The sequence below is a fragment of the Neotabrizicola sp. VNH66 genome, from assembly GCF_049445895.1.
In the GTDB taxonomy this organism is placed as follows: domain Bacteria; phylum Pseudomonadota; class Alphaproteobacteria; order Rhodobacterales; family Rhodobacteraceae; genus Pseudogemmobacter.
In genome coordinates this window covers 97823-117695 of record NZ_JBMSDW010000011.1, presented here as the reverse complement: position 1 = coordinate 117695, position 19873 = coordinate 97823, and the positions used below count along the sequence as shown (strand labels likewise).

Sequence of the window (19873 nt, the reverse complement as noted above, 5' to 3'; positions counted from 1 at the left end):
AGTCAGGGGATGACCTTGCCCGGGTTCATCACCCCTCCCGGGTCCAGCGCGGCCTTGACCGCCCGCATCACATCCAGCGCCACAGGGTCCTTGCGCCGCCGCATCGAGGGCAGCTTCGACAGGCCGATCCCGTGTTCGGCGCTGAAGCTGCCGCCCAGTTCCGCCACCACATCCTCCACCGTCTCTCGCACGGCATCTTCCAGGACGGGATCCGCACGGGTGGGGAACAGGGTGTAATGCAGGTTACCGTCGCCCAGATGCGCCACGATCAGGCTGCGCAGCCCGGGGTCCAGCGCCTGCAACCGCGCCTCTGCCGTGGTCACGAAGGTCTCCACCCGGTCCAGCGGCAGGCAGATGTCGGTATCGACATAGGGCAGCAGGCCAAGGCAGATTTCCGCCGCCGCCTCGCGCCTTTCCCACATGCGGCGACGCTGCGCCTCCGATGTGGCGACGACCGCATCCTCGATCAGCCCCTCCTCCAGCATGCCCGCCAGCACCGCCTCCAGCCGGGCGGCCAGCGGCACCTGCCCATCCGGGCCGGGCGTGGCCTCTTCCGCCACGGTCGTTGCCGCCTCGATCAGGATCGAGACTTCGGGGATCTCCGCAAAGGGCAGGCCCAGATCGGGCCGCACCTCGGCCAGACGGCGGGAATAGCTGGCGGGCATGAACTCAAACGCCTCCACCCGACCTCCCGTCGCCGCCTGCATCCGGTTCAAGAGCGGCAGCGCCGCGGGCAGCGACCGGGCCGACACCACCGCCGTCGCATAGGCCAAGGGCTTCGGCACCAGTTTCATCACCGCGGCGGTGATGATGCCCAAGGTCCCCTCTGCCCCGATGAACAGCTGCTTCAGATCATAGCCGGAATTGTCCTTGTGCAGCTCGCTCATCAGGTTCAGCACGCGCCCGTCGGGCAGCACCACCTCCAGCCCCAGACACAGGCCCCGGGTCGAACCATAACGCAGCACGTTGGAGCCGCCCGCATTGGTGGACAAAGCGCCGCCCAGCATGGCCGAGCCGCGGGCGCCGAACCACAACGGGAAATAGAGGCCCACCGGCTCCACCGCATCATGGATGGTCTGCAGGATCACGCCCGCCTCGGCAATGACCAGCCGCGCGTCGGGGCGCAGGGCGCGGATGCGGTTCATCCGGTCCAGCGCAATCATCAGCCCGCCCGTGGTCATCGTGCCGCCGACCAGCCCGGTGTTGCCAGAAACCGGGACGACAGGCACCCGGGCCGCCGCCGCGGCACGGACACAGGCCGAGACCTCGGCGGTGGAGGCGGGCCGCACCACCGACAAAGGCGCACCGTGATAGTGGCGCATCCAGTCCGTCGCATAGCGCGCGGTATCGTCGCCGGTCAGCACATGCTCTGCGCCGACAATCCCGGCCAGTTCCTGCAGAAGGTCCATCGCCGCCACTCCCTCATTCGGGCGGAGCCTAGCCGGGCCGCCGCAGAAGGGCCAGATCGGGGTTGACACTCCGGGTCATCCGATCAACAGTTAGCACATATGCTAACAATAGGTGCCGTGATGTTCCGCTCCGCTTTCCTTGCCGCCGCCCTTCTGGCCACGCCTCTGGCCGCGCAGGACCTGTCCGATCTGGGCAGCCCGCCCGCCGGGACCTACGTTCTGGACCGCGCCCATGGAAAGTTGTGGTTCCAGATCGACCATCTGGGCTTCTCCAATTTCATGGCGCCCTTCACTCGCTGGGATGCCACGCTGACCTTCGACCCGGACGCGCCCGAGGAGATGAAGGTCACGGCCAGCATCGACGCCACCTCGCTGGAGACGTTCTACCCGGACGACAGCTATGACTTCAACGCACAGCTGGCCGGGCCGGATTTTCTGGATGCGGCGCAGTTCCCGCAGATCACCTTCACCTCGACCGCGGTGGCGCTGACCGGCGAGAAGACCGCCGATGTGACGGGCGACCTGACCCTGCGCGGGGTGACAAAGCCGGTGGTGCTGCAGGTGACATACAATGGCGGATGGGGCCATATGCCGCTGGACCCGGGTGGCGCACGGGCCGGATTTTCGGCCAAAGCCACGCTGAAACGGTCTGACTTCGGGCTGAGCGTGGGGATCCCCACCCCCGAGATGCCGCTGGGCGTGGGGGATGAGGTTCAGGTGTTCATCGAGGCAGAGTTTTCAAACCCCGACGCACCGAAACCCTGATCAGGGCGCCCCGTCCTGCGCCGCGGCGATCAGCTCCAGCACCGCAGGGCCAAGCGCCGCCACGATCAGCTTCACCCCTTGGGCGTTCGGGTGGATGCCGTCGGCCTGCATCCATGCCCCCATGGACGCGGGATCGGACGGGTCCGCGCCTTCTGCCATCAGCCCGGAAAAGAACTCCGGCGCCAGAATCGCGCCGGTCTCGGCCGCAAGCTCGGGATAGATCGCATCAAAGGCGGTCTTGTAATCCGCGCCCCAGTTCGACGGCGCCTTCATCGGCACCAGCAGAACCGGCAGACCGCGCCCCGCCGCCACCTCCAGAATGGCGGAAAGGTTGCGCCGCACCTCCTCCGGCGGCAGGCCGCGCAGCATGTCATTCCCGCCCAAAGTAACGATCAGCGCATCCGCATCGGGGCCAAGCGCCCAATCCACCCGCGCCAGCCCCCCGGCCGTGGTATCGCCCGAGACACCGGCATTCTGCACCACCGCCTCGGCCCCCTGCCCGTCCAGCCAGAGCTGCAGCTGCGGCACCAGCCCCTCGCCTTCGTTCAGGCCATAGCCGGCGGTCAGGCTGTCGCCCAAAGCCACGATCTGCACAGGCTCTGCGCGCGCGGCCCCGGAAAAGCCCGCCGCGGAAAAGACAAACGCAAACGTGAGGTTGCGCCCGGCCCGGATTGCGCCATATCCGATCTGAACCGTTCGTTTCAGGAAATCCCGCATGCCCGAGGCCGTCCTTTCGCTTTCCGATGTCCGCCTGACCCTTCAGGGCAATGCCGGACCCGTCGAAATCCTGAAAGGCATCTCGATGAAGGTCAACCGGGGTGAGACGGTCGGCATGATCGGCCCCTCCGGCTCTGGCAAGTCTTCGCTTCTGATGCTGATGGGCGGGCTGGAACGTGCAACCGGCGGCCGGGTCGAGGTTCTGGGGCAGGATCTGACCACGCTGGACGAAGACGGGCTGGCCGCGTTTCGCCGGGGCCGGATGGGTGTGGTGTTCCAGTCGTTCCATCTGATCCCCACCATGACCGCGCTGGAAAACGTGGCGCTGCCGCTGGAACTGGCCGGTGTGGCCGATGCCTTCCCCCGCGCGCAGGAGGAACTGGCCGCCGTCGGGCTGGCGCACCGGCACGACCATTATCCGGCGCAGCTTTCGGGCGGCGAACAGCAGCGGGTGGCTTTGGCCCGCGCGACCGCGCCGCGGCCTGCGCTTCTTTTGGCGGATGAGCCCACGGGTAATCTCGACAGCGCGAATGGCGCCGCGATCATGGATCTGATCTTTGCGCTGCGCGACCGGCACGGCGCCACGCTGGTCCTTGTGACCCACGCGCCCGAACTGGCGGAACGCTGTGATCGCATCGTGCGGCTGGCCGACGGGATGGTGGCGGCATGAGCCTTGCCTTCCGCATCGCCCGCCGGGAATTGCGCGGCGGCATCGCCGGATTCCGCGTGTTCCTGATCTGCCTGGCGCTTGGCGTGGCGGCGATTGCCGCCGTGGGCACGCTGCGCGCCTCGATCCAGGGGGCGCTGGCCGATCAGGGCGCCACGCTTCTGGGCGGCGATGCCGAGATGGAATTCACCTATCGTTTCGCCGATGCGGACGAACTGGCCTTCATGGACCGCATCGCCACGCGCACCTCTGGCATCGCGGATTTCCGGTCCATGGCGGTGATCGAAGGCGATTCCGCGCTGACGCAGGTGAAGGCGGTGGATGACCTCTGGCCGCTTTACGGCGCGCCGGTGCTGGACCCCGCAATCCCGCTGGATCAGGCGCTGGCCACGGTGGACGGCCTGCCCGGCGCGGTGATGGACCCGGTGCTGATCGCGCGGCTGGGGCTGGAACCGGGCGACACCTTTCGTCTGGGCACGCAGGTGTTCCGCCTGACCGCGGCGCTGCTACGTGAACCGGACAGTGCGGCGGCTGGCTTCCTGCTGGGCCCGCGCACCGTGGTGCGGACGGCGGATCTGGCGCAATCCGGCCTGCTGGTGCCCGGCTCGCTCTATGAAACAAAATACCGCCTCGCCCTGCCCCCCGGCGCCGATCTGGCCGCCCTGAAGGCCGAGGCCGAAGGCCAGTTCCGCGACAAGGGCCTGCGCTGGCGCGACAGCCGCAATGCCGCGCCGGGGATCGACCGCTTCGTCACCAACATCGGCAGCTTTCTGGTGCTGGTCGGGCTGGCCGGGCTGGCCGTGGGCGGCGTCGGCATCTCGGCCGCGGTGCGGGCATGGCTGGACGGCAAGACGGCGACCATCGCCACGCTGAAGACGCTGGGCGCCTCATCCGGGCTGATCTTCCGCACATTTCTGATCCAGATCGCCGCACTGGCCGCCGTGGGCATTGCCGCGGGGCTTGCTTTGGGCGCGGGGCTGCCCGCACTGCTGGCCCCGGTGATCGAGGCGTCGCTGCCCTTCCCGGCCGAGATCGGCCTGTCACCGCGGGCACTGGCCGAGGCCGGGTTCTACGGCGCGATGACGGCACTGATCTTCACCCTCCTGCCGCTGGCCCGGGCCGAACGGACCCGCGCCGCCGCACTTTATCGCGGGGCGACCGGCCGGGTCTGGCCCCGCAAACGCTGGATCGCCACGCTTTTGGGACTGGTCGTGGTGCTGCTGACCGTGGTGGTGTGGGCCTCGGGCCTGCCTGAACTGGCGCTTGGTGCGGCATTCGGGGTCATGGCCGCACTGGCCGTGCTGGCGCTGGCGGCGCTGGCCCTTCGCTGGGGCGCACGGCGGCTCGCGCGGTCCGGCGCGGGGCGCGGACGCCCTGCCCTGCGCGCGGCACTGGCCGCAATCGGCGGCCCGGGGTCCGAGGTGGTGCCGGTCGTCCTGTCCCTTGGCCTTGGCCTTTCCGTGCTGGCCGCCGTGGGCCAGATCGACGCCAATCTGCGCGCGGCCATCGACCGTGACCTGCCGACCCGCGCGCCCGCCTTTTTCTTCGTGGACATCCAGCCAGACCAGATCGACCCGTTTCTTGCGCTGATGGACGGCAATCCCGCCGTCACACGGCGCGAAAGCTCTCCCATGTTGCGGGGGGTGATCACGCAGATCAACGGCAAACCGGCGCGAGAGGTGGCGGGCGACCATTGGGTCGTGCGCGGCGACCGCGGCGTCAGCTATGCCGATTCCCTGCCCGAGGGGACCAAGATCGTGGCCGGAGACTGGTGGGGCGAAGGTTACACCGGCGCGCCACAGGTCAGCTTTGGCCAGACCGAGGCCGCAGAGATCGGGCTGAAGCTGGGCGATACCATCACCACGAACATTCTGGGCCGCGACATCACCGCCACCCTCACCTCGTTCCGGGAGGTGGATTTCTCCACCGGCGGCATGGGCTTTGTCATGGTGATGAACGCCGCCGCCCTGCGCGGGGCGCCGCACACCCACATTGCCACCGTCTACGCCCCGCCCGAGGCAGAGGCGGCGATCCTGACTGAAGTGTCGAAGACATGGCCGAACATCACCGCGATCCGGGTGGGCGAAACCATCGACCGGGTGAGCGAGGCCCTGTCCGCCATCGCCACAGCCACCGCCTGGGCCGCCGCCGGAACGCTGGTCACCGGCTTTGCCGTGCTGATCGGCGCTGCGGCGGCAGGCGAGCGTGCCCGCAGCTACGAATCGGCCCTGATGAAGGTTCTGGGCGCCACACGGCGGCGCATTCTGGGCAGCTTTGCCCTGCGTGCGGCCCTGATGGGGGCGGCGGCGGGCATGGTGGCCGTGGTGGCGGGCGGTATCGCGGGATGGGCGGTCATGACCTTCGTCATGGAAACCACCTACAGGTTCGAGCCGGTCTCGGCCCTGGGCATCGTGCTGGGCGGCGTGGCGGCGACCGTTGCCGCAGGGCTGATGTTCGCGGCCCGTCCGCTGGCCGCACGCCCCGCCCGCATCCTGCGCGCGCAGGACTGACCGATACAGGGTTGAGAGATCAGGCCCGGCCGCGCATCCGCGCCAGAGTCAGCGGAATGGCCCGCAGGTTGCGGCTTTTCGGCTTCAGCCGCAGTGCAAGCCGCGCCAGCCATCCCAGCGGCGCCAGCTGCCGCGCCAGCCGGACCGCGCGATCCATCGCCCCCTCCGGCGCCTGTGCGGCATAGGCCTCCAGCGCCGCATCGACCCAGCGGCCGTCCTGCGGCCACTGCACTTCGGCGCTGTGAACAAAGACCAGAATGTCGCGCGCCTGCCAGAACCCGCCGCGCCTTTTGCGCGAGAAATTCTCAAGGTCGATAAACGTGGCCTGCCGCCCGTCCCAGCAGATGTCTCTGACCGCCGGACGGCCATGCGACAGCCCCGCCCAGTGCAGCAGCGCCAATGCCTTTCCCGCCGCACGGAACCCGGCCAGACGGTCGGCCTCCGAAAACCCGGCATCGGACACCAGCGTCATGAGTGACGGGCCGCGATCGGCCAGCACCATGAAACCGGGGCCTTCCATCGCCACCTCGGGCACCGGCATGCCCGCCTCGGACATGGCCTGAAGCCCCGCCCGTTCGGCGCGGAACTGGCGTTCGGGATCGCCCTTCTGCAACCGCAGGAACAGACCCATCTTCTCCACCCGCTTCAGCCAGAACCGCCGCCCGTCGCGCAGGGTCAGCGGGCGGATACGCTCCACCGGGCCATCCAGCGCGGCGCGGACGGTTCGGGTCAGGTCATCAGAGGTGGGCTCAGGGGGAACGGGTTCGGGCGGCACGGCCTTGCAACGCGACAACGGAAGATCCGTTCCATGTAACGCCCGGCCATCGGTTTTGTAAGCACAGCACGATCACGCCGGCGCGACGCCGCCCGTTGCGGCGGAAAATCAGCCGAAGAAGCCCGGCCCTGCCCGCTCCAGCAGCCGCAGCGCCAGCGCTTCGCCCAAAGCGGCGCCTTCCGCCACCGGACCGCGGATATGATCGGCCACAGCGCCGGTGCCGTCCGGGCGCAGCAATTCACCCCGCAGCCAGAGCGTATCGCCTTCGACCATTGCCAGACCGGCAATCGGCGTCTGGCACGACCCGTCCAGCCGCAGAAGGAAGGCCCGCTCCGCCGCCAACCGCAGCCCGGTGTCGCGGTCATGGATGCGCGCCAGCATCGCCTGCACGCGCGGATCGTCGGCCCGCCGTTCGACCCCGATGGCGCCCTGGGCCACGGCGGGAAGCATCTCTTCGGGTGCGATGGCCGAACGCGCCACATCCGCCATCCCCAGCCGGATCAGCCCCGCCATGGCCAGGAAGGTGGCATCGGCCACGCCCTCCTCCAGCTTCCTCATCCGGGTCTGCACATTGCCGCGGAACTCCACCAGCTTCAGATCGGGGCGCCGCAGCGCCAGCTGTGCCCGCCGCCGCAGGCTGGAGGAGCCGACCGTCGCCCCCTGCGGCAGTTCCGCGATGGAACCGTAATGCGGGCTGACAAACCCGTCGCGCACATCGGCCCGCGGCAGATAGCAATCCAGCACCAGACCGGCGGGCTGCACCGTGGGCATGTCCTTCATCGAATGAACGGCAATGTCGATCTCGCCCGCCAGAAGCGCCTCTTCGATCTCGCGCGTGAACAGCCCCTTGCCCCCGATCTCGCGCAGGGCCTTGTCCTGGATCTGGTCGCCGGTGACCTTGATCACCACCGTCTCGAACGCTTCTTCCGGCAGGGAAAAGGCCGCCATCAGCTGGCGGCGCACCTCATGCGCCTGCCACAAAGCCAGCGGAGAGCCGCGGGTGCCGATCTTCAACGGCCGGTCGGATGCGGGAAGGTCGCGGGGGGGCAGATCGGATGTCATGCCCCCGTTTACCCGCGACAAAGCCGCCGTTCAACGGTTTGGCGACCGGGCGGCACCTTGACATGCCGTCGCAGCCGCGCAAGGCAGGGCCGCACCCCGAAAGGCCGCAGAAGACGGAGACCGGCATGACCAAACTGATGCTGCGCGCCCTTGCGGGCGAAACCCTGCCCGTGCCCCCTGTCTGGATGATGCGGCAGGCCGGGCGCTATCTGCCGGAATACCGCGCGACGCGGGCGCAGGCGGGGGATTTCCTCTCACTCTGCTATACGCCCGATCTGGCGGCCGAGGTGACGCTGCAGCCGATCCGCCGCTACGGCTTTGACGCAGCGATCCTGTTTGCCGACATCCTGCTGTTGCCGCAGGCGCTTGGCCCCAAACTGTGGTTTGAGACCGGTGAAGGTCCCCGGATGGAGACAACGACCACGCCCGCGCAGGTGGCCGCCCTGCGCCCGGCCGAGGCCGTGCATGAAACGCTGGCCCCGGTTTATGAAACCCTGCGCATCCTGTCGCGCGAACTGCCGAAGGAGACGACGCTGATCGGCTTTGCCGGGGCGCCGTGGACGGTGGCCACCTATATGATCGCCGGGCGCGGCAAGGACGAACAGGCCGGCGCCCATGCGCTGAAATCGCAGGACCGCGCAACGTTTCAGGCGCTGATCGACAAGATCACCGAGGCGACGATCCTGTATCTGTCCGCCCAGATCGAGGCCGGGGCCGAAGTGGTTAAGCTGTTCGACAGCTGGGCCGGAAGCCTGCACGGACAGGATTTCACCGATTTCGCCGTCGCCCCCGCCGCCCGCATCATCGCCGCGCTGAAGGTCCGCCACCCGCAGGTGCCGGTCATCGCCTTCCCGCGGGAGGCAGGGGACGGCTACATCGGCTTTGCCCGCACCACGGGGGCCGATTGCGTGGCGGTGGACAATTCCGTGACGCCGGAATGGGCGGCGGAGAATGTGCAGAAGGATGGCTGCGTGCAGGGCAACCTTGCGCCGCATCACCTTGTCACCGGCGGCGAGGATCTGATCCGCGAAACCCGCCGCGTGGTGCAGGCATTCCGTGGCGGCCCGCATATCTTCAACCTTGGCCATGGCATCACGCCGGATGCCAGCCCGGACAACGTGGCCCGGATGATCGACGCGGTCCGCGGGGGATGAAACACCGGCTCCTGTGGGGCGCGGGCGCGGCACTGGCCGTGGCGGCCGGATGGCTTTGGCTGTCCGGGCTTTTCGGGCTGGGGCTGCATTTCTGGGCGATGCGCTCTGCCGCCCAGGACTGGCAGGACCGCGGCCTGTGGCTGCCCTATTACAGCGCCACGATCGAGGCCCGGCCGATCATCGGGCTTTCGGACAATGCCTCCGGCCTGACCTTCAGCCCCGATACCGGCACGCTGTTCGCTGTCATCAACCGCCCGCCCGCCGTGGCCGAAATCTCACCCCAGGGGCAGCTGATGCGGCTGATCCCGCTGGAAGGGGCCGAGGATCCCGAGGGCATCACCCATGTCGCGGGCCCAACCTTCGTCATCGCGGATGAGGGACTGCAACGGCTGAACTGGGTTGAGATCACGCCCGCCACTACAACCCTGCCTCTGGAGGGCACGCCACAGCTGACGCTGAACTTCGGCGCCTTCGGCAATATGGGCTTTGAAGGGGTGACCTGGGATCAGGCGCGGGGCCAGCTTCTGGTCGCGCAGGAGATGTGGCCGGTGCGGGTGCTGATCCTTGAGGGGCTGGACAAGACGCTAAAGGGCGCGGGCCTTGATGTGACGGTGCGGGAATGGCGACCGCGGGAACGGACCGGCCATTTCGCGGCCGATCTGTCGTCGCTCTCGGCCCATGACGCCACCGGCAATCTGGTTCTGCTCAGCGACCTGACCTCGGCCGTGGTGGAATATGCGCCCGATGGCGCCCCGGTCAGCATCATGCCGCTTTGGGCGGGCTGGCACGGTCTGACCCGTGATGTGCCGCAGGCCGAAGGTCTGGCCATCGGGCCGGACGGGGCGCTCTACCTCGTGTCCGAGCCGAACCTGTTCTACCGTTTTGACCGCAGCACGCCCGCGCTTTGGGCAAAGGGGGCGGAATGACCATGCTCTGGCCGCTGATCGCGCTGACAGGGGCTGCCCTGCAAACGCTGCGCAATGCCACGCAAAGCGGTCTGACCGCGCGGATCGGCACCATCGGCGCCACCCAGGTGCGGTTCCTGTTCGGCCTGCCCTTTGCCGCAGCCTTTCTGCTGCTGGCCGTGGCGGTGACGGGCCAGCCCCTGCCCCGGCCGGATCTGACGGTGATCCTCTGGGCCGCCTTCGGCGGTTGGGCGCAGATCGCCGCCACGGCGCTGATGCTGTTCGTGATGAAAACCAACGGCTTCGGCATCTCGACCGCCTGGCTGAAGGGGGAACCGGTGATCGTCGCGCTGATCGGCTGGGCCGTGCTGGGCGATCCGCTGACGCCCGCCATGCTGCTGGGCATCGGCGTCGCAGTCGCGGGGGTGCTGATCCTGTCGCTCCGCCCCGGCATGACGCTGGACCAGCTGGCGCAGTTGCGGCCCGCAGCGCTTGGCCTTCTGGCGGGGGCGTTCTTCGGCCTGTCGGCCATCGGTTTCCGCGGCGGCATAGTGGCCCTGGGCGAGGGTGACAGCCTGATCCGGGCGCTGACCGTCCTGGTCATCGCGCTGGCGATCCAGAGCGCCACGCTGATGCTGTGGATGCTGGCCTTCAACCGACCGGCCCTGCGGGGCAGCCTTGCCGCATGGCGCCCTTCGCTGTCGGCCGGGGCCTTGGGCGCCGCCGCCTCGGCCTGCTGGTTCCTGTCCTTTGCGCTGGCCAGTGCCGCCCATGTCCGCACCGTCGCGCTGAGCGAGGTGATCTTCGCGTTGATGCTGTCGCGCTGGCATTTCCGCCAAAGCGTCACCCGGCGGCAACTGGCCGGGATCGCCGTGCTGCTGGCGGGGGTGGCGGTGCTGCTGTTGGCGGGCTAACCCGCGAAACGCGCGCCCAGCATCCCGCGCAGCGCCGCCAGTGCCTCCTCCGCGCCCTCGGTCGCGGCACCGATTCGCACGTTAACACGGCGTGCCCAGCCCACCCGCGCGGCCCCGGCGGCGGTAATCGCGATCTCCAGCCCCTTCGGCCCCAGCGTCACCGTCTCGACCACATCCTCGCCGCCCAGGCTCTCGTCTGAAACCTCGAACCAGACCGGCCCGCCCTCCAGCGGCTGGCGGAACAGGATGTAAGGCTCATCCTCCTCCTCGCCCTCGGCAAAGCCCACGAACAACTGGCCCTCATCCTCGACGACCGAGGCATAGGCGGCTTTGACGGTGATGTCGGCCATGGGGTACTCCACTGGTTCTGTGCCCAAGGCACCAAGCGCAGCCGCGCGCCGGGGTCAAGCCCCGCGCGACGGATGCAGCCACCGCGGCGGAATGCTAGGCATGGGCCATCTGACCGCCGAATCAGCAGGGTGCGCGCCATGTCCGAACAGAAGACCGTCGTCCTGACCGGCGCCTCCCGCGGGATCGGCCATGCCACCGTCAAACGCTTCTCACGCGAGGGATGGCGGGTACTGACCTGCTCACGCCAGCCGTTCGATCCGCGTTGCCCCTGGCCGGGTGGCGAGGCGAACCATATCGAGATCGACCTTGCCGATCCGAACATGACCATCGCCGCCATCGAGACGATCAAGGCCAAGGTCGACGGCAAGGTTCACGCACTGGTCAACAATGCCGGGATCAGCCCCAAGGGGCCGGGCGGCAAGCGGCTGAATACGCTGGACACCGACCTGCGGACCTGGGGCCATGTGTTCCATGTGAACTTCTTCGCCAGCGTCATCCTTGCGCGCGGGCTGAAGGACGAGCTGGCCGCGGCAAAGGGCAGCATCGTCAATGTCACCTCGATCGCGGGAAGCCGGGTCCATCCCTTTGCGGGTGCGGCCTATTCCACGTCAAAGGCGGCGCTGGCGGCACTGACCCGGGAAATGGCGCATGACTTCGGTCCCTTGGGGGTGCGCGTCAACGCCATCGCACCGGGCGAGGTGGAAACCTCGATCCTGTCGCCCGGCACCGAGAAGATCGTGGAAAAGCTGCCGATGCAGCGGCTGGGGCAGCCCTCGGAGGTGGCCGATGTGATCTGGTTCCTGTGTTCGGACCAGTCGAGCTATATCTCCGGCGCCGAGATCGAGGTGAACGGCGCCCAGCACGTCTAGGAGGTGGCGCCCCCGGCCCGTTCGACTCGTGTGAGGATCGCAGGCTAATGCGGTTCGTCCGTGCGGGGGATGACCGGCAGGTCGTCGCTTTCCGGCACGATGTGACGTTCGATCATCCGGTGCACCCGCGGCCCGGCGGGATCGCGGTTCAGCACGAACAGCCGGTCGTAATTCTCGGAATCGCGGTGCGTGCGGCGCTGGTTGTGGCGGATGTAATCCGTCCATGTCGCCACATGATAGCTTTCGACCCAGATGTCGGGATTTTCCAGATCGCGCAGCAGCACCCACTGACTGGCCCCGTCCCGCCGCCTTATGCGCCGCCGCTCGCCCATCAGGGCCAGAAAGGCATTGGTGTTTTCCGGCGGTATGTCCCAGTCGATCATCACCATGATCGGCCCCGACCGCGGCTTCAGGTCCAGCCGCAGCGCCGGCGCGTTGAAGCGGTTGACCGGGTCAAGGTTGGCGTCCGACAGATCCGGCATCGGCAGCACGAAGCCCAGGACCGCCCCCGCAACGAGCAGCGCCGCCGCCGCAAACAATGCACCCGGCACGGAAGAGACCTCTGACACCGCGCCCCAGAGCCAGGCGCCCACGGCCATGCCGCCGAAGGTCAGCGTCTGATAGAGCGCGAGAACCCGCCCCACCACCCAGCGGGGGGTGGCAAGCTGGGTGGATACGTTGAAATGCGACAGCGCCAGCACCCATGCCGCCCCCGCCATCAGAAGCCCGGGCACCGCCATCAGAACCGATTGCGCGAGGCCCAGGATGACCGAGCCAAGCGCGAACCCCAGGAACGAGACGGCGACGATGGTCTCGATCCGGGCCACGCGGCGGATTTGCGGCGTGGCCACCGCCCCGGCGATGGCCCCCAGCCCGAAGACCCCCAGCATCAGGCCGAAGGTGGTGGCGCCCCCGTCCATCCGGTCACGGGTGACCACGGGCAGCAGGGCCAGCACCGCCACCGCTGCCAGACCGAACAGAAAGCCCCGCGTCATCACCCGCACCAGATTGGGCGACAGCGAGACATAGCGCAGCCCGGCCCAGACCGCGCTGCCCAGCTTCTCGGCCGGAAGGCTGCGGTCCTCCTTGGGTGACTGCCAACGCAGGAGCGCGTAGATCACAGCCAGATAGGACAAGGCGTTCAGCCCGAAGGCCGCCGCCGGACCCGCCGCCGCCACGATCAACCCGCCAAGCGCCGGGCCGACCGACCGCATGAGGTTGAAGCTCATGGAATTCAGCGTGACCGCCGTGGGCAGATCCTCCCGCGGGACAAGATCGCGCATGGACGCCTGCCAGGACGGCAGGTGCATGGCCGAGCCGAGCCCCAGCAGAAAGGTGAAGGACAACAGCCCCCACGGCCCCAGCACCCCAGCCCATGCCAGCACGGCCAGCACACCGGAGACCAGCGCCATGAAGGTCTGCGCGGCCAGCATCACCTTCCGGCGGTCGAAATTGTCGGCCACCGCACCGGCCACCATCGCCAGCACCATGATGGGCAATGTGGTCGAGGCCTGCACCATGGCCACCATCGCCTCGGACGGGGTCAGTTCCGCCATGGCCCAGGCCGCCCCCACGCCCTGCACAAGGGTTCCCAGATTGGCGACCAGGGTCGCGGTCCAGATCAGCCGGAAATTCGGATAGCGCAGCGGCGACAGGACGGACTGGCTGGCGGGGGGGCTTGGCATCGCTTTCGCGCCTCTGCGTTACTCCAGCGTGGCGATCAGGGCGCGCAGGGTCTCGATCCCCTCGCCCTTTTCGGAACTGGTCACAACGATTTCGGGATAGGCGGCGGGGTGTTTCTGCAAGGCTTCCATCGTCTGGGCGATATTCGCCTCGCGCGTGGCAAGGTTCACCTTGTCGGCCTTGGTCATCACCACCTGGAACGTGACCGCGGATTTGTCCAGCAGATCCATGATCTCCTGATCCACCGATTTCACGCCATGGCGCATGTCGATCAGGACAAAGGCGCGGCGCAGGGTCTGGCGGCCCTGCAGATACTGCTTCAGCAGCGCCTGCCACTTGGCCACGATGGCCACCGGCGCCTCGGCAAAGCCATAGCCGGGAAGGTCGACGATATAGCGGGCCTCACCAAGCGCGAAGAAGTTGATCTCCTGCGTCCGGCCCGGCGTGTTCGAGGCACGGGCCAGGTTCTTGCGGTTGGTCAGCGCGTTGATCAGGCTGGATTTGCCGACATTGGACCGCCCGGCAAAGCAGACCTCCACCCGGTCCGCCGGGGGCAGCGCGGCCATGGCCGTCACGCCCTTCACGAAGTCGACCGGCCCTGCGAACAACAGGCGGCCCGCCTCGCGCGCGTCGTCCGCAGCCTCGGGGGCAAGGGTAAAGGTCATCGCCATCAGAGAAACTCCACCTTGTCGCCCCGGGCCACCGGGCCGGATTCGACCACCACCCCGAAGACGCCGAAATCCTGCACGCCGACCGTCTCCATCAGCGCATCCAGCGTGTCGCAGTCCACCACCCCCGTCTCGGGGTTTGACATGGTGGCCCGGCACCGCCCCACCCGCTCGCGGATTTCCAGCACCGCGCCGCCGATCCGCAGCCGGCGGCCGATCCAGCGCATTTCCTCCCACGGCTGGAACCCGTCCAGCCAAAGATTGCCGCGCCAGCGGTGGATCGACAGGTCCCGCTTCATCTTCGCACCAAGCGCCGCATTGGAAGCGAGGTTCTTGATCGAGACACTGGGATAGGCGCTGTCCGTCATGGCCCGGTCAGGTGCCCGCACCAGCGCCACCGGGCGGAACCGCGCCTGCGGGCTGATCGGGGCCACCCAGTCGATCAGCCGCTGGCCCTCGGTCTCGGGATCGAAGGTCAGGTCGGGCAGGTTCGGGTGGGTCAGGGTGATCTGCCCCGTCTCGTCATCAAAGCGGGCTGAGATCGCCATCAGCGCGGGCGTCCGGGCCGCACGCTGAAAGTTGACGCAGGGTGCCCAGCCCGGTGCGGCGGGATCGAATTTCGACAGGTCATGCGCCACCGCCCAATGCCTGTCCCACGGCAACGCGCGCCCCGCCGAAAGCACAACGGACGCGAGTTCCTCGCGTCCGTGGGCCTTGATCGGATGGCGGAAGATATGCGCCAGCGTTCCGGTCATTTCTTCTTTCCGGCCGGGGGCTTGTTCACATTCGCCGCCGCGGCCGCCTCTTTCTTGCGGAACCCCTTGCGGATGTTGCCGAACAGGTCCGGCTTGTGCCCGTGGCTGCGCATGATGATGTATTGCTGGCTGAAGGTGATCAGGTTGTTCGTGATCCAGTAAACCACCAGACCCGAGGCAAAGCCACCCAGCATGAACATGAAGACCCAGGGCATCCAGGCGAAGATAGAGGCCTGAACCGGATCGGCGGGCGCCGGGTTCAGCTTCTGCTGCAGCCACATGGTGATGCCAAGGATGATCGGCAGGATGCCGATGAAGATCAGATGCAGCACGGTGCCCGGCATCGGCGCATCCCACGGCAGCAGGCCGAACAGGTTATACAGCGACGAAGGATCGGGCGCCGACAGGTCCTTCAGCCAGCCGAAGAACGGCGCGTGCCGCAGTTCGATGGTGACGAAGATCACCTTGTAGAGGCTGAAGAAGATCGGGATCTGGATCAGGATCGGCAGGCAGCCCGCCGCCGGATTCACCTTCCGGTCGCGGTAAAGCTGCATCATTTCCTTCTGCAGCTTCTGGCTGTCGCCCGCGGCGCGTTCCTTGATCGCCTCCATCTCGGGCTGCAGTTCCTTCATCCGCGCCATCGAGACATAGGATTTATAAGCCAGCGGCAGCACGATGATCTTCAGCACGAAGGTCAGCGCGATGATCGCAAGGCCCATATTGCCGATGGCGCCGTGGATCCAGTGCAGCATGGCGAAGATCGGCTTCGTCAGGAAGTAGAACCAGCCCCAGTCGATCGAGTTGATGAAGCCCGGGATCGGCGCCTCATCCGGATTGGCTTTGGTGCCGAACAGGCCCGAGATGAAGCCCGGATCGTTTTCGTAATCGCGGATCGTCGCCCATTCCTTGGCGCCCGCGAAGAAGCGGGTCTCAGTCGTGGCGGTCTGGCCCGCGGCCACTGTCATCAGCGGCTGACGCACCTCGGTCTGGAAGATGTCGGCCGATGCGACATATTTCGTCACCTGGGTGAAGGGTTTGCCCTGTTCGGGCACCAGCACGGCCATCCAGTAATGGTCGGTAAAGCCGATCCAGCCATCGGTCTTGGCCTCGATCACCTCGGCGGGGTTCTGTTCCCGCTCGACCACGGTCAGGTCCTTGACGTCGCTATAGTCATGCTCCTGCCGGGTGCCGTCCGCCTGCGAGATCACGCCCTCATGCACGACGAAGATCTTCTGCAGATCGCTCGGGATGCCGTGACGGGCAATCTGGGCATAGGGCGCCAACGCGACATCGCCGCCCGAGGTGTTCACGACCGAGTCGGTCACCGTGAACATGAATTTTTCATCCACGGCGATGCGGCGGGTAAAGACCAGCCCCTTGCCGTTGTCCCATTGCAACGCGACGGGCGCGCCGGGCGCCAGCGTGCCGCCTTCGACCTGGGTCCATTCCGTCCGCGGTCCCGGCACATCCGCCGCCGTCAGCGATCCGGTGGGCGACCAGCCGAACAGCGCATAGAAGGCCTCCGGCTCTCCCGCAGGGGATAGAAGGCGCACGATGGGCGAGTTGGGGTCCAGCGTTTCGCGATAGGTTTTCAGCGAGATATCGTCGATCCGGCCACCGCGCAGCGAGACCGAGCCTTCAAGGCTGGGCGTATCTACCGTCAGGCGCGCGGCTGCCGGTTCCGCATCGGCCACGGTGCCCGTGCTGCCTTCCGCGGTGGCGGGGGCGGCGGGCTGTGCCGGCAGCGTCAGCTCCGACGTGTCGGGCGCAGGTGCAGGCTCGGGCGGCGGGAAAAGCACGAACCAGACCAGAATGACCAGAAAGCTCAGAACCGTGGCCAGGATCAGGTTCTTGTTGTTGTTGTCGTCCATCTGCGAAAACCGCCGAGGCTGGGAAAGGGATCAGCGGTCTTCAACAGAAGGGGGCGCGAAAGGTCAAGCGGTTTCGCCGTGATCAGTGGCACGGGCCTTTGCGCTGCCGCCCAATGGCAGGCTGACAACCGCCCCCGCGGCCATCCCGCCCTGCCGGGGTGCAACCCGCAATGGCCCCACCCGAGGCGGCCCGGCCGGACGGGAAACAGGCTCCTGAACCGCAGCTGCGGAATGGCTGCCCCTCCCGCGGCGGGGTATCTCGATCTTGCCGCGCCTTGCCTAGATCCCGCGCAGGCCGATGCGGGGGATGCGCTCGGTCCGGGCATTGTGGCGGCTGATCCACTGGCTGGCCTCTTCCATCGGCATGGGCCGGGCAAGACCGAAACCCTGCACATGACCGCAGCCAAGCTGCGACAGGATGGCGTGTTCGCCTGCCGTCTCCACCCCTTCGGCCAGCGTGTCCAGCCCCAGACGTTCCGCCAGCGACAGTATGGCCGAGACCATGCGCTGCTGTTCGCGGTCCTGATCCACCCGGGTCACAAAGCTGCGGTCGATCTTCAGCCTGCGCACCACGAAACGGCGGATCGTCAGGATCGAAGCATGGCCGGTGCCGAAATCATCCAGATCCACACCGCAGCCCATGGCGGCAAGCTGGGCGATATTCGAGGCGACCACGTCATTTTCGGCCGCCGCAATCACGGTTTCCAGAATCTCGATGGTCAGGCGCTGCGGCTTCAGCTCCATCCGGTCCAGCTCCCACCGGATTCGTTCCGGCAGATGGGGGTTGCGCAGTTCCGAAGCGGAAAAATTGACCGAGACCGAGGGCACCCGCAGCCCCGCCCGGTCCCATTCGGCCAGGGCAGCCAGCGATTGCTGCAGCATCGCCTCTCCCAGACGGTCGGACAGATCGCAATCCTCGACCGCGGGCAGGAATTCGGACGGGGGCACGATGCCGCGTTCCGGGTGATTCCAGCGGGCCAAGGCCTCGAACCCCGAAAGCTCTCCGGTGTCGGTGGAAATTTGCGGCTGGAAGAAGGGGATGATCTCGCCACGTTCGATTGCGGCCTCCAGCCCGTCGCGCAGGGCGATCTGCGCCTCGCGCTGGCGGCTCAGATCGGGGGACCAGGCGCGCAATCCGCACGGCCCGCAGCGCAGGGCCTCATCCGCGGCGGCCTGCGCGGCATCCAGAAGCGCGCGGCCGCTGAACTGGGGCGCACGACCCCCGATGCAGAAGCCGACCGAGCAGGTGATATAGACATGCGCCCCGCCAAGCGACACAGGCTCTGCCACGGCGGCCTGCAGCCGGGCGCCCAGCTGCACCATGGATTCCAGATCCAGCCGGCGCACCGGTGTCAGCGCGAGAGCGATGGTGCCGCCATGCAGATGCACGACATGATCCCCCACCCGCAACACGCCGCGGATGCGGTCGGCCGACCGGGCGATGACCTCTGCCTGTGCGGCGCGGCCGTGATGGGCCAGAAGCCGCTCCAGATCGTCGAACTGCACGATCAGACAGGCGGTGTTGCGCCCGGTTTCGCCTACCACGGCCAGGGCCTGATCCATCATCCGGATCGCGCGTTCGGTCATGCTGCCATCTTCGCCCCCTTCGGCCGGGCGCCGCAGCTCTGACCCGGTCAGGGCGAAGAGCAGCGGCAGGCCGATGGAAAGCAGGAGGAGCACCCTTTCCCCCCCGGTCCAGAAACCCGCCAGCGTGATGGCAGGCAGGAAGACCAGAAATTCCGGCCGTCGGACCCAGCCCAGAACGGAAACCAGCCTGCGCCAGAAGAGGGTAACACCGGACCGGGCCATCTTTCCTGCCTTTCGCCCGCGGGGGCGTGCTGAGCCGTCTTACAGCGGCAGGAAAGACCGAAGGAGGTGATGGCTTCCTTAATCCGGGATCAGAAGTTGCCTAGAATTTTCTTCAATTGCCCCGGACGCGCCCAGCATCAGCCCTGCGAAATCAAAAAGCCCTGGGTCCGCCAGATGGCTGGGACGCACATTCATCAGCGCGCGGAACATCACCTGACGGCGGCCGGGGGTGCGGACCTCCCAGTCGTCCAGCAGCTTTTTCACCTGCGCCCGCTGCAATCCTTCCTGAGAGCCGCAGAGATCGCAGGGAATGATCGGGTAGTTCATCGCCCGCGCGAACCGGTCACAATCCGCCTCGGCCACAAAGGCCAGCGGGCGGGCAAGGAACAGGTCGCCCTCTTCATTCACCAGTCGCGGCGGCATGGTGGCCAGCCTTCCGCCGTGGAAGAGGTTCATGAAGAAGGTCTCAAGAATATCGTCGCGGTGATGGCCCAGCACCACGGTCGAACACCCCTCCTCGCGCGCGATGCGGTAAAGGTTCCCCCGCCGCAGACGCGAACACAGGCTGCACATCGTGCCGCCGGGTTTGATCTTGGAGGTCACGACCGAATAGGTATCCTGATATTCGATCCGGTGCTCCACCCCCATCCGGGTCAGAAACTCCGGCAGGACGGTCGCCGGAAAGCCGGGCTGGCCCTGATCCAGGTTGCAGGCCAGCAACTCCACCGGCAGCAGCCCGCGCCATTTCAGCTCGGTCAGCACCGCCAGAAGCGTATAGCTGTCCTTCCCGCCCGAGAGGCAGACCAGCCAGCGGTCGCCCGGGCGGACCATGCCATAGGTGTCGATCGCCTCGCGCACATTCAGCACCAGCCGCTTGCGCAGCTTGCGGAACTCGGTCGATTTCGGCGCCCCGTGGAACAGGGGATGGATGTCGTCGGAGAGCTCGTCGTCCAGCATGGGCCACCTTTCAGGATGGGGCGCGCCTAAAC

At 67.4% G+C, this 19873-nt stretch carries 18 protein-coding genes; 7 read left to right on the top strand and 11 right to left on the bottom strand.

Annotated elements, in window-relative coordinates:
- Positions 1 to 2: 2 nt before the first annotated feature.
- Positions 3 to 1409 (bottom strand): FAD-binding oxidoreductase, encoded by a 1407-nt coding sequence (locus ACO2Q5_RS15990; protein WP_423292834.1) that lies wholly within the window; start codon positions 1407 to 1409, stop codon positions 3 to 5.
- A gap of 120 nt (positions 1410 to 1529) precedes the next feature.
- Here ACO2Q5_RS15990 and ACO2Q5_RS15985 point away from each other — a divergent pair, with 120 nt between their 5' ends.
- Positions 1530 to 2174, top strand: a complete 645-nt coding sequence (locus ACO2Q5_RS15985) for a YceI family protein (protein ID WP_423292832.1) — start codon at positions 1530 to 1532, stop codon at positions 2172 to 2174.
- On the opposite strand, the gene ACO2Q5_RS15980 is transcribed toward ACO2Q5_RS15985, so the two are convergent.
- Positions 2175 to 2891, bottom strand: coding sequence for an arylesterase (locus ACO2Q5_RS15980; RefSeq protein ID WP_423292830.1), 717 nt, complete (start codon positions 2889 to 2891; stop codon positions 2175 to 2177).
- On the opposite strand from ACO2Q5_RS15980, the gene ACO2Q5_RS15975 reads away from it, so the two are divergent.
- Complete coding sequence (locus tag ACO2Q5_RS15975; protein ID WP_423292828.1) at positions 2890 to 3561, top strand: ABC transporter ATP-binding protein; 672 nt, start codon at positions 2890 to 2892, stop codon at positions 3559 to 3561. The two genes, ACO2Q5_RS15980 and ACO2Q5_RS15975, sit on opposite strands and share 2 nt — an antisense overlap.
- On the top strand, positions 3558 to 6068 hold the full coding sequence (locus tag ACO2Q5_RS15970; RefSeq protein WP_423292826.1) for an ABC transporter permease: 2511 nt from the start codon (positions 3558 to 3560) through the stop codon (positions 6066 to 6068). Before ACO2Q5_RS15975 ends, ACO2Q5_RS15970 begins: the two co-directional genes overlap by 4 nt.
- Before the next feature lie 19 nt (positions 6069 to 6087).
- Here ACO2Q5_RS15970 and ACO2Q5_RS15965 read toward each other — a convergent pair whose 3' ends face one another.
- Both ACO2Q5_RS15965 and hemC read right to left on the bottom strand, forming a co-directional pair.
- Positions 6088 to 6861, bottom strand: a complete 774-nt coding sequence (locus ACO2Q5_RS15965; protein WP_423292824.1) for a serine/threonine protein phosphatase — start codon at positions 6859 to 6861, stop codon at positions 6088 to 6090.
- A 90-nt stretch (positions 6862 to 6951) separates the two neighbouring features.
- Entirely contained in the window at positions 6952 to 7905 is a 954-nt protein-coding gene (hemC, locus tag ACO2Q5_RS15960) for a hydroxymethylbilane synthase (protein ID WP_423292822.1), read from the bottom strand.
- 125 nt (positions 7906 to 8030) lie between these two features.
- On the opposite strand from hemC, the gene hemE reads away from it, so the two are divergent.
- Genes hemE through ACO2Q5_RS15945 form a run of 3 tightly spaced genes read left to right on the top strand, consistent with a single transcriptional unit; the run spans position 8031 to position 10878 of the window.
- Complete coding sequence (gene hemE / locus ACO2Q5_RS15955; protein WP_423292820.1) at positions 8031 to 9059, top strand: uroporphyrinogen decarboxylase; 1029 nt, start codon at positions 8031 to 8033, stop codon at positions 9057 to 9059.
- On the top strand, positions 9056 to 9985 hold the full coding sequence (locus ACO2Q5_RS15950; protein ID WP_423292818.1) for an SdiA-regulated domain-containing protein: 930 nt from the start codon (positions 9056 to 9058) through the stop codon (positions 9983 to 9985). The genes hemE and ACO2Q5_RS15950 overlap by 4 nt, the downstream gene beginning before the upstream one ends.
- The gene (locus ACO2Q5_RS15945; protein WP_423292816.1) at positions 9982 to 10878 is read left to right on the top strand and encodes an EamA family transporter; all 897 of its coding nucleotides are present in this window, start codon (positions 9982 to 9984) and stop codon (positions 10876 to 10878) included. Before ACO2Q5_RS15950 ends, ACO2Q5_RS15945 begins: the two co-directional genes overlap by 4 nt.
- Here the strand turns inward: ACO2Q5_RS15945 and ACO2Q5_RS15940 are convergent.
- Positions 10875 to 11228: a hypothetical protein gene (locus tag ACO2Q5_RS15940; RefSeq protein WP_423292814.1), complete on the bottom strand. Its 354-nt coding sequence runs from the start codon at positions 11226 to 11228 to the stop codon at positions 10875 to 10877. The two genes, ACO2Q5_RS15945 and ACO2Q5_RS15940, sit on opposite strands and share 4 nt — an antisense overlap.
- Before the next feature lie 138 nt (positions 11229 to 11366).
- On the opposite strand from ACO2Q5_RS15940, the gene ACO2Q5_RS15935 reads away from it, so the two are divergent.
- Positions 11367 to 12098, top strand: a complete 732-nt coding sequence (locus ACO2Q5_RS15935) for an SDR family NAD(P)-dependent oxidoreductase (protein WP_423292812.1) — start codon at positions 11367 to 11369, stop codon at positions 12096 to 12098.
- A 44-nt stretch (positions 12099 to 12142) separates the two neighbouring features.
- On the opposite strand, the gene ACO2Q5_RS15930 is transcribed toward ACO2Q5_RS15935, so the two are convergent.
- The 6 genes from ACO2Q5_RS15930 to ttcA all read right to left on the bottom strand — a co-directional run bounded on the left by ACO2Q5_RS15930 (position 12143) and on the right by ttcA (position 19841).
- Positions 12143 to 13783, bottom strand: coding sequence for an MFS transporter (locus ACO2Q5_RS15930; protein ID WP_423292810.1), 1641 nt, complete (start codon positions 13781 to 13783; stop codon positions 12143 to 12145).
- Positions 13784 to 13801: 18 nt separating this feature from the next.
- The gene (yihA, locus tag ACO2Q5_RS15925; RefSeq protein ID WP_423292808.1) at positions 13802 to 14452 is read right to left on the bottom strand and encodes a ribosome biogenesis GTP-binding protein YihA/YsxC; all 651 of its coding nucleotides are present in this window, start codon (positions 14450 to 14452) and stop codon (positions 13802 to 13804) included.
- A complete protein-coding gene (locus tag ACO2Q5_RS15920; RefSeq protein WP_423292806.1) occupies positions 14452 to 15204 on the bottom strand; it encodes an MOSC domain-containing protein in 753 nt (250 codons plus the stop codon). Before ACO2Q5_RS15920 ends, yihA begins: the two co-directional genes overlap by 1 nt.
- Positions 15201 to 17075 carry a membrane protein insertase YidC gene (yidC, locus tag ACO2Q5_RS15915; RefSeq protein WP_423292804.1) on the bottom strand — a complete coding sequence of 625 codons (1875 nt, stop codon included), beginning with the start codon at positions 17073 to 17075 and terminating at the stop codon, positions 15201 to 15203. Before yidC ends, ACO2Q5_RS15920 begins: the two co-directional genes overlap by 4 nt.
- A gap of 279 nt (positions 17076 to 17354) precedes the next feature.
- Complete coding sequence (locus ACO2Q5_RS15910) at positions 17355 to 18884, bottom strand: putative bifunctional diguanylate cyclase/phosphodiesterase (RefSeq protein ID WP_423292802.1); 1530 nt, start codon at positions 18882 to 18884, stop codon at positions 17355 to 17357.
- A gap of 78 nt (positions 18885 to 18962) precedes the next feature.
- Positions 18963 to 19841 (bottom strand): tRNA 2-thiocytidine(32) synthetase TtcA, encoded by an 879-nt coding sequence (gene ttcA / locus ACO2Q5_RS15905; protein WP_423292800.1) that lies wholly within the window; start codon positions 19839 to 19841, stop codon positions 18963 to 18965.
- Positions 19842 to 19873: the final 32 nt, after the last annotated feature.